Source organism: Flavobacterium sp. (assembly GCF_043780635.1).
In the GTDB taxonomy this organism is placed as follows: Bacteria; Bacteroidota; Bacteroidia; order Flavobacteriales; family Flavobacteriaceae; genus Flavobacterium.
Window position 1 is genome coordinate 1 of record NZ_JAYWCK010000013.1, and the last position, 9,658, is coordinate 9,658.

General features: G+C 33.9%; 9 protein-coding genes. 4 read left to right on the forward strand and 5 right to left on the reverse strand.

Features of this window, described 5'->3' with window-relative positions; all coding sequences use genetic code 11:
* On the reverse strand, positions 1-674 hold a 674-nt coding region (locus ACH2BV_RS00895), incomplete at its 3' end, for a type IX secretion system membrane protein PorP/SprF (protein WP_395048592.1).
* A 163-nt stretch (positions 675-837) separates the two neighbouring features.
* Here ACH2BV_RS00895 and ACH2BV_RS00900 point away from each other — a divergent pair.
* From ACH2BV_RS00900 to ACH2BV_RS00915, 4 genes are all read left to right on the forward strand, one after another.
* A complete protein-coding gene (locus ACH2BV_RS00900; RefSeq protein ID WP_395048594.1) occupies positions 838-1,737 on the forward strand; it encodes a NifU family protein in 900 nt (299 codons plus the stop codon).
* A gap of 83 nt (positions 1,738-1,820) precedes the next feature.
* A complete protein-coding gene (locus ACH2BV_RS00905) occupies positions 1,821-3,848 on the forward strand; it encodes a thioredoxin domain-containing protein (protein WP_395048596.1) in 2,028 nt (675 codons plus the stop codon).
* Positions 3,849-3,874: 26 nt separating this feature from the next.
* Positions 3,875-4,702 (forward strand): mechanosensitive ion channel family protein, encoded by an 828-nt coding sequence (locus ACH2BV_RS00910; RefSeq protein WP_395048597.1) that lies wholly within the window; start codon positions 3,875-3,877, stop codon positions 4,700-4,702.
* Between the two features lie 128 nt (positions 4,703-4,830).
* Complete coding sequence (locus ACH2BV_RS00915) at positions 4,831-5,235, forward strand: hypothetical protein (protein WP_395048599.1); 405 nt, start codon at positions 4,831-4,833, stop codon at positions 5,233-5,235.
* A 76-nt stretch (positions 5,236-5,311) separates the two neighbouring features.
* Here the strand turns inward: ACH2BV_RS00915 and tsaB are convergent, their stop codons facing one another.
* The 4 genes from tsaB to ACH2BV_RS00935 form a co-directional block, all read right to left on the reverse strand.
* Positions 5,312-5,980 carry a tRNA (adenosine(37)-N6)-threonylcarbamoyltransferase complex dimerization subunit type 1 TsaB gene (tsaB, locus tag ACH2BV_RS00920; protein ID WP_395048600.1) on the reverse strand — a complete coding sequence of 223 codons (669 nt, stop codon included), beginning with the start codon at positions 5,978-5,980 and terminating at the stop codon, positions 5,312-5,314.
* A 65-nt stretch (positions 5,981-6,045) separates the two neighbouring features.
* Positions 6,046-7,335, reverse strand: a complete 1,290-nt coding sequence (locus ACH2BV_RS00925) for an efflux RND transporter periplasmic adaptor subunit (RefSeq protein ID WP_395048602.1) — start codon at positions 7,333-7,335, stop codon at positions 6,046-6,048.
* A 6-nt stretch (positions 7,336-7,341) separates the two neighbouring features.
* Complete coding sequence (locus tag ACH2BV_RS00930) at positions 7,342-8,700, reverse strand: TolC family protein (RefSeq protein WP_395048603.1); 1,359 nt, start codon at positions 8,698-8,700, stop codon at positions 7,342-7,344.
* An 82-nt stretch (positions 8,701-8,782) separates the two neighbouring features.
* Positions 8,783-9,658: efflux RND transporter periplasmic adaptor subunit (locus ACH2BV_RS00935; protein WP_395048604.1), on the reverse strand; the 876-nt coding region annotated here is incomplete at its 5' end.

Here is a 9,658-nt window from a genome sequence, read left to right on the forward strand (position 1 = left end):
ACAAGCTGAAACAAAACAGAAGGTTCCCATAATATTTTGTCTTTATCCCCAAAAACATAACCTGCACTCAAGAGAAATTTTCTCAAATTGGCACTTTCAGAATCCGTATAAATTTTTCTTTTGGTTTCAACTGCATTTTGAACAGTTCCATGAACATAAAAATCAAGATAGTTATAAGAAGCTCCAAAATCAACATTGAAATAAGAAGCATCTTGAACAATAATTCCGTTAATAATTGGGTCAAAATCTCCTGATTGTAAAAATTCCGTTTCGTCTAATTGGCTCTGGGAAAAATTAGCACTAATACCAAAAGACAATTGATTCAAATCAATATCATCTCTTGAAAACATAATGTGATGTGCATAAGTTAATTTAACACCTTTTTGAGAATGGTACCCGTTTTTATCGTTAAAAAGAATAATTCCGGCTCCTGATTTTTCACCAACTCTTCCATTAAAACTTAAGGTTTGGAGTGCTGGTGCATCTACCTGATCAAACCATTGTTTCCGTGCAGTAAGCCTAATTTTAGCACAGTTTGCAGCTCCAGCCATAGAAGGGTGGATCAAATAATAATTATCCGATAAATAATCAGAATAAACAGGAATTCCTTCTTGAGAAAAAGAATATTGGGTTACCAAGAATAGAACTATAATAATCTTAATTTTATGATACATCCAAAAAGTATTATATTTAGATAATGAGGCAACTATTAACTAACGCGAAAAAAGAATAAATATTTAATCGAAAACAAAATTAAGTTAATTTATTCTTTAAAAAATCAAATATAGTTAATAGTAGAAAATAACTTCGTTAAATTTGTAAAAATTTAAAAAAATTATGTCAAAAATAACCATAAAAGAAACGCAAAATCCAAGTATATTAAAATTCGAATTAGAGGATTTTATCACAAAAAATGAAAGTTTCGAATTCAAAAATATTGATGAAGCCACAAATTCACCTTTGGCGCAACAGCTTTTTTACTTACCATTTGTAAAAACAGTTTACATTTCAGGGAATTTCATTGCAATCGAAAAATTTAGCATTGTAGAATGGGAAGAGGTAAAAGAGGCTGTGGCAGAACAAATAGAATCTTTTGTGTCCAATGGTGGAATAATTATTACTCCATCCGAAAACAAGACAAAGAAACAACCAATAACGGTTTATGGCGAATCAACTCCCAATCCAGCGGCTTTGAAATTTGTGGTAAGCAGAATGTTGACAAAAACCGCTATTGAATTTAAAAACATCGATGAAACGGCAGCTTCTCCATTGGCTAAAGAATTATTCAAATTTCCTTATGTGAAAGAGGTTTTTATGGATGAAAATTATATTTCTGTAACGAAATATGATGTAAACGAATGGCAAGAAATAACACTTGAAATACGAAGTTTTATTAAACAATTTATCGAAAACGGAGGAACTGTTCTTGACGAAAGTTTACTTGTGGCGATTGCTGAAAAAGAAACCGTTAAAACTCAAAACTTCGACAATCTTGATGTCACTTCGCAGCAAATCATCAATATTTTGGAAGAATATGTAAAACCAGCAGTTCAGGCTGATGGCGGAAATATCGCTTTTGAATCTTATGACGAAACAACAAAAACGGCAAAAGTTATTCTTCAAGGTGCTTGTAGTGGTTGTCCATCATCAACTTTTACTCTAAAAAGTGGTATCGAAAATATGCTAAAAAGTATGCTAAACGATGAAAATATTAAAGTCGAAGCGGTAAACGCTTAAAAGTATTCAGTCTTCAGTCGCAGTATTCAGTTAGCTACGACTGACCCGAGTGAAAACGAATAGGCGAAGCAAAACTAAAAAAAATGAATTTACTTTCTAAAGAAACTAGTCCATATTTATTGCAACACGCTAATAATCCAGTGCATTGGAAAGGTTGGAACGCCAATTCATTGGCTGAAGCCAAAGAAAAAAACAAACTGATAATTGTTAGTATTGGCTATTCGGCTTGTCACTGGTGTCACGTTATGGAGCACGAAAGCTTCGAAGACCAGGAAGCCGCTGATGTCATGAATGCTCATTTTATCTCCATCAAAGTCGATCGAGAAGAGCGCCCAGATGTTGATGCTGTTTATATGAAAGCAGTCCAGATTTTGACTGGTCGTGGAGGTTGGCCGTTAAATATGGTGACACTTCCTGACGGAAGACCGGTTTGGGGCGGAACTTATTTCAAGAAAGAACAGTGGATTAATGCGCTCGAGCAGTTACAGGAACTTTATAAGTCTAATCCGGAAAAATTGATTGATTATGCTGAAAAACTCCATCAAGGAATTCAATCTATCCGAATCGTTCCAAATGAAAACCCAAATGTCATCCCGAGCGCAGACGAGCGGCAAGAACAAATTGCCACATTAGTTGAAAAATGGAAACACAGTTTCGATTGGGAATTTGGCGGAATGGCAAGTTCTCCCAAGTTTATGATGCCCAATAATTATTATTTTTTAATGCGCTATGGCCATAAAAAAAAAGATGCTCAATTACTTGAATTTGTAAATCTTACGTTGACAAGAATAGCTTTTGGTGGCGTTTTTGATACCGTTGATGGCGGTTTCTCGCGTTATTCTGTTGACAATAAATGGCACGTTCCCCATTTCGAAAAAATGCTTTATGACAACGGACAATTAGTTTCACTATACAGCGATGCGTACAAATTGACGGCAAATCCTTTGTACAAAGAAGTTATCGAAAAAACACTTTCATTTGTTGAAAGGGAATTAATGAATTCCGAAGGCGGTTTTTATTGCGCTCTCGATGCTGATAGTTTAAATACAGAAAAACATCTTGAAGAAGGTACTTTTTACGTTTGGAAAATTCCAGAATTGAAGACCATAATTGGAGAAGATTTTGATTTATTTAGTCAAGTTTTCAACATCAATACTTTTGGATTGTGGGAAGAAGGAAATTATGTATTGATTCAAAATCAAAGTTTGGAAGGAATTGCACAACTCAATAATATCGAAGTTTCAACACTTGAAAACAAGAAGAAAATTTGGGAACAAAACCTTTATATCGAAAGAGAAAAACGTTCTAAACCAAGATTGGACGATAAATGTTTGACTTCCTGGAATGCGATAATGCTAAAAGGATTTGTTGATGCTTACAAAGCATTGGAAGACGGCAACTATTTAAAATTAGCTTTGCAAAATGCCGATTTTATCATCAAAAATCTATGGTCAAGCGAAGGAAACTTATTTCACAATTATAAAAATCAGAAAAGCACCATCACCGGATATCTGGAGGACTATTGTTTGGTTATTGCTGCGTTTATTAGTTTATATGAAGTAACTTTTGACGAAAAATGGTTACTCAATGCAAAACAATTGACCGATTATAGTTTTGAACATTTTTATGATGAGAAAACTGGATTCTTTGCCTTTACTTCGAATTTGGATGAAGCATTAATAACACCACATTTTGAAACCGAAGACAACGTAATTCCTGCTTCGAATTCAGTGATGGCGAAAAACTTGTTTCAGTTGGGTATTTATTTTGAAAATTCGTATTACGAAAAAGTAAGTCAAAGAATGTTACAGAATATTATGCCTGGTGTTGATTATCCATCAGCTTATTCAAATTGGATGGACTTGGCAATGAATTATTCGGAAGAAAACAAGGAATTGGCGATTTGTGGCGATTTGACATTGGAATTTTGTAAAAAAATAAACAGCTTTTATTTTCCAAATGTGATTTTAGCCGGAACTAAAAAAGTCTCCAATCTTCCTTTTTTGAAAAATCGGTTTAATGAAAATGAAACGCTTTTTTATCTTTGCCAAAACAAAACTTGTTCGACCCCAAGTACTGATTTTCAAGAAATCCTTTCGAAATTAAATTAGATATTTAAAAAAATTAAAATAACAAAATGACACTCAGTCCAGAATATATTACAAATTACGCACAAACCTTTATCAAGGTTTTAATCGATTATTCTCCTAAACTTATTTCGGCATTCCTGATTCTATTTATTGGACTTTACGTCATTCGCATTCTCAATAGACTCATTAGGAGAATAATGGTAAAAAGGGAATTAGACCCGACTTTAACCCGATTTTTAGCGGATATTTTACTTTGGGTTTTAAGAGTTTTATTATTTGTTTCTTTCATTGACAAATTAGGAATAGGAACTTCTTCTTTTGTTGCCATATTAGGCGCAATGGGACTCGCCGTTGGCTTATCTCTTCAAGGTTCTTTGTCTAATTTTGCTGGAGGAATGTTGATTATTGTCTTCAAACCATTTAAAGTTGGAGACACGATTGAAGCGCAAGGTATTTTGGGAACCGTAAGCGAAATCCAGATATTTGTCACCAAATTAATCAACGGTAACAATCAAACTATTTTTGTGCCGAATGGTGCTCTGTCGAATGGGACGATTATCAATTATTCGTTGCAAGGATTTCGTAGAGCTGATTTGACGCTTTCAATTTCTTATGACACCGATATTAGAAAAGCCAAAGATATCATTACTGAAGTTTTAAAAAATAATCCAAAGGTGCTAAAAACTCCCGAAGCAGAAGTTTCTGTAAAGCTTTTAACAGACAGCTCGATTCAACTTGCTGTTAGGCCTTGGGCAAACAATGCAGATTTCGGAGTTGTTAGTTCTGACACATTGGAAAGCTGTAAATTGGCTTTTGATGCTGCCGGAATTGTGATTCAACCTTTTGTGAAAGAGGCATCCGCAAAAAATAATTAAAAAAAATAACTTCTTTAGGATAGACCTCATACTATCTTCATTTATCTATTAACTATAAATTAACTACTATGATTAATCAATTAAGGAATGTTTTTACGTTTTCATTTTTCTTAATATTATCTAGTTGTATGGATAGAATAGATAATAGATATTTAATAATATATAACAATTCCAATAAAGCAATTTATAATATTATTTCACCAAATGATAGTATGAATGTTTTTCAATATAATGACGATTTTGTTTTTAAAGGAAATTACATATACTCAAAAGTGGGCAATATCAAGATGTTTGTTTTTTTAGGAATAAAACCATATACTAAAATGGATAGTAATGACAGACCTAAAAATTGGGATTTATATTTTGAATCCATTGAAGATAAAAAAATGAGATTGTTTATTGTAAACAAAGACAGTGTTGATAAATATGGATGGAAAACGATATTTAGAAAAAGTATTTATAATAAAAAATATTATGTAACTCTCGAAAATTTAGACAATATGAAATGGGAGTTTGAATATAAAGGAGAATAAAAACATTCAAATTAGTAATTCACAAACAAGAGCAGCAGATAGTATTGCTTCGTTCCACGCAAAATGATAGACAAAATTATTTCTTCGAAACTGTCATCATAAAATCCTTCAAATAATACGGTTCAAAATAAGCGACATCAACAAAGTCGTTTTTTTTGTGTTTTTCGAAACTCAAAAAGCTCATTTCCTTTGCCGAAGGATATTTGATTTCTTCCAAGAAAATATAGTTTTCCTTGGTTAAAAATGGTTTGCATTTCTCGGCACAATCACCCACAAAATAAAGTGTTTCATGCAAATCCTTGAAAGAGTTTTCGGTGATAATTTCGGCTTGAACGGCTCTTTTATTTTCGAAATTTGGAGTAAAAATAGCGCTGTACACTTCCATTCTCCTAGCATCGAGCATTGGAATTATCAATCCATTGGAAACCTTGGCTCTCGAAGCCAAAACTTGCAAAGTGTCCACTGCAATTAACGGAATATCCAATGCAAAACACAGTCCTTTCGCCGCAGAAACACCAATACGCAATCCTGTGTAAGAACCGGGACCTTGACTCACGGCAATTGCCGATAAATCTTGGAAAGTAATCCCAGCTTCTTTTATGATTTCTTCAATAAAAACGTGCAAACGCTCCGCGTGAGAATAACCTTCTTCGGCAATTTCTTTGCACAGAATTGTCTTTCCGTCTTTTGCCAAAGCAACTGAACAATTCTTAGTAGCGGTTTCAATGTTGAGAATGTAGGACAATTTTAAATTTTAAATTTTAGATTTTAGATTCTGAAAACTGAATACTAAAAACTGATTACTGATCATTATTTTTTCTCTTCCTCTTTATCTAAAGTCACTTTATCACCTGAATTCAAATCCTTCGAAACTGTGGTATAAGGTCCAGTGATGACTACGTCTCCTTTTTTAAGTCCAGAAATCACTTCAATATTTGCATCGTCTTGAATTCCAGTTTTTATGATTCGGATTTTAGCTTTATCGCCCACTTTCACGAACACACATTCCAGTTTCTTATCGCTTTTTGGTGCTGCTTTTTTATCAGCCTCTTTATCTTCCATTTTAAATCCTTTCACAGCAGTTGTGTCAGATTTTACAACAACAGAACTAATTGGCACAGCCAAAACATTAGGTCTTGTTTTTGTAACAATATCAACAGTCGCCGTCATTCCAGGTCTAAAAGGAGAATAGGTATCTGGTTTTCCTTCCAATAAATCTTGGTAGGATTCTTTAAGAATTCTAATTTTAACTTTGAAATTAGTTACTTGATCCGCTGTTAAAGCAGTACTTGCCGAGTTGGAAATACTGGTAACAATTCCTTTGAACTGTTTCTTCAAATAGGCATCCACCTCAACCTTGGCTTCATTTCCCACTTTTATTTTTACGATGTCATTTTCATTCACATCCACTTCCACTTCCATATTATTGAGGTTTGCAACACGAAGAATTTCGGTTCCGGCCATTTGTTGCGTTCCCAAAACTCGTTCGCCAAGTTCCACGTTAAGAACAGAAATTGTACCATCTGCTGGCGCATAAATTATGGTTCTTCCTAGATTGTCTCTAGCTTCATTCACGGTTGCAGAAGCACTTTGAACATTGAAATATGCCGCTTGTTTGGAGGCTTTTGCCACCTCAAAAGAAGCAACAGTTTTATCCCAATCTGACTTGGAAATAATTCCTTTTTCAAATAATGTTTTGTTTCTGTCGTAATTGGCTTTGGTTTCCTTATAGGAAGCATCGGCTTGAGTTAAACCTGATTTAGTTCCAGATAAATTAGCGACAGATCTGTTTAATCCAGAAGTATATAAATCAGGATTTATCTTAACCAATAAATCTCCTTTTTTAACAACTTGTCCTTCTTTTATTAGTAAAGAGATAATTTCACCAGAAACCATAGAAGCGATTTTTACTTCTATTTCGGGTTGAATTTTTCCTGTTGCAGAAACGGTTTCCACGATTGTTGTAGCATTAACATTGGCAATTTCAACCGATTTTCCCTTATCTTTATTTCCTATAACTCCTGTTTTAGAAAGTATTATTAATAATGTAATTATCGCAACTGCTCCGCCTATTAATAAATAAATAGTCTTTTTTGACATAATAAATTAGATTTTGATGATTGGGATTCCAAAATAGAACTCCAGTATTTTTATTTTAAAAATGTAATCGTATTTGGTTCTCAACACTTCAGATTGGGCGAAAGAAAGCAAGGTTTGTGATTGATTAAAATCGAATGAATTCATCATTCCCACAGCATATTTTTCTTTGGCATAATTGTAGGCTTCTTGTCTGGCGTCTAAAGCTGAAAGTGAGGATTCATATGCATTCAAACCTCCTTTAGCATCCGTAAATGCGGTGTAAACGTTTCTTTGCAATGCCAATTCTTCTTGTTCAACTGCAATTTTTGATTTTTCTAAATTTACTTTGGAACGCTCCACATTGTTTCTAGCCGAAAATCCGTTAAAAATTGGAATCGATAATTGTGCTCCAAAAGCTTGTCCTCTATTGTCGCTAAATTGTTGCCCAAAAGAAGCTGCAGGTTGAGATGCTCCTGTTTGAAAATCGAAAGTATCAGCATACGAAATTCGGGTGTTAATATTGTAAAAACCTTGTAATGTCGGCTGAAAACCACCTTTTGCAATGGCTACATTTTTTTCGGCGATTTCTAAATTGGTTTTGGCAATTTTCAATTCTGTTCTTTCCTCTTTTGCTTTTTCATAAATAGCAACTGGCGTTTGTGCTAAAATGTTGTTTTCGTCTTTGGCAGTAGTATCGTCTGTTACGTCAAAATCATAGAACTCTTTTAGCTGTAACAATTGGGCTAAACTCAACTTGGAAATCAACAAAGCATTTTCAGCAGCAATAACTTTTTGATTATCAGAAGCGACTGTTGCTTTTATATCCAACAAATCCCCACGTGGAACGGAACCGGCTTTTACTAATTCTTCAGAACGAGCAAGCTGTTTATTATTAATTATCAATTGTTCCTGTTGCACTTTTAAATTTTCTTTGTTAAAAAGTACTTGTAAGAATGCATTGGCAACATTTAGCGCTACATCTTCCTGCATTTTTGTCAACTGATATTTTGCTGCAATAATCGAAAGGTTGGCTTTTCGAAGCGCGTTTTGATTTTGCATTCCTTTGTAAATATCAAAACCAACACCAGCACCCATTGAAGAATATTGGGTAGTTTGATTTCGCAAAAGTCCAGTTGTTGGGTCTTGATTTAAACCCACATTCCAAGAGTGTGATGCATTTGAATTCAAGGATGGAATAAAATTCCCTATCGCATCTTTTTTTCCAATGTCTGCCGTCTTTGTATCTAATTCGGTTTGTTTGATGGAGATATTATTATCAATGGCGTATTTAACGCATTCTTCTAGTGTCCATTTTTTAGTTTGAGCCTGAATTGACAAGCTAAACAGCAGAATAAAAATGAGACTAATACAATTAATTTTTTTCATATATTTTGAATGAAAGCGTAGCAAAGGTACTACACAAATTTAACATTTATTTTAAAACTGAAAATCTTTTTATAAGTTTAGCTTATGGTTTTGGCTCTTCTGTTTTCAAGCCCTGATTCCAAACTTTTATTTTGTCGGAAGCCTTCAATCCACTTTTAATTTCTACATAAATTCCGTCGCTAACTCCTAAATCTATATCTTTTCTAATGAATTTTTGACTCGACGTTTCCACTTCTACAAAAGGTTTTTGAGTTTTACTGTCAAACTGGATTAATGCTTCTTTGACTGCCATAACTTTATCCGCTCTCTCCAAAATAATCGAAGCATTGGCACTTAATCCTGCCCTGATAAACGTGTCATCTCTATTTAATAACGAAGCCTTTATTTCGAATTGAATGGCACCATTTTCCGTTTTCCCCTTTGGAGCGATATCGGTTAAAACAGCATCAAACTTTTTGTTTTCGATGGCTCCGACTGTAATTTCAATAGGTAAGTTTACTTTTATCTTTCCCACTTCGGATTCATCAATTTTACCTATGAATATCATTCGACCTACATCAGCAACACTAGCAATGGTTGTTCCTTCGTTAAAATTATTACTTTCGATTACCTGATTCCCAACTTTTACAGGAACATCAAGCACCATTCCGTTTACGGTAGAACGAATTAAAGTATTGGCATAATTTCCAAGACCTGTAGTGGTTCCTGTTTTCGCAATGTCATAATCTTGCTTTGAGGCTGAGTAATTTTGTTTGGCTTGTTTGTAAGCTACTTGAGCTGCATCAAAATCATTGGCAGAAATCACGCCTTTATCAAATAATGTTTTTTGTCTTTGAAACAATTTTTCTTGATTGTCCAAGTTTATTTTCGCGGTTTGAACCTGATTTTGAGTATTGCTCAAATTCGAAACATTGGCCACCACTTTAATTTTGGCAATTAAATCTCCTGCCTTGATAGT

Excerpts from the sequence above, each read along its gene's own strand:
- ACH2BV_RS00900 (WP_395048594.1), top strand. The coding sequence starts at position 838 with ATGTCAAAAATAACCATAAAAGAAACGCAAAATCCAAGTATATTAAAA.
- ACH2BV_RS00905 (WP_395048596.1), top strand. The coding sequence starts at position 1,821 with ATGAATTTACTTTCTAAAGAAACTAGTCCATATTTATTGCAACACGCT.
- ACH2BV_RS00910 (WP_395048597.1), top strand. The coding sequence starts at position 3,875 with ATGACACTCAGTCCAGAATATATTACAAATTACGCACAAACCTTTATC.
- ACH2BV_RS00915 (WP_395048599.1), top strand. The coding sequence starts at position 4,831 with ATGGATAGAATAGATAATAGATATTTAATAATATATAACAATTCCAAT.
- ACH2BV_RS00925 (WP_395048602.1), bottom strand. The coding sequence starts at position 7,335 with ATGTCAAAAAAGACTATTTATTTATTAATAGGCGGAGCAGTTGCGATA.
- ACH2BV_RS00930 (WP_395048603.1), bottom strand. The coding sequence starts at position 8,700 with ATGAAAAAAATTAATTGTATTAGTCTCATTTTTATTCTGCTGTTTAGC.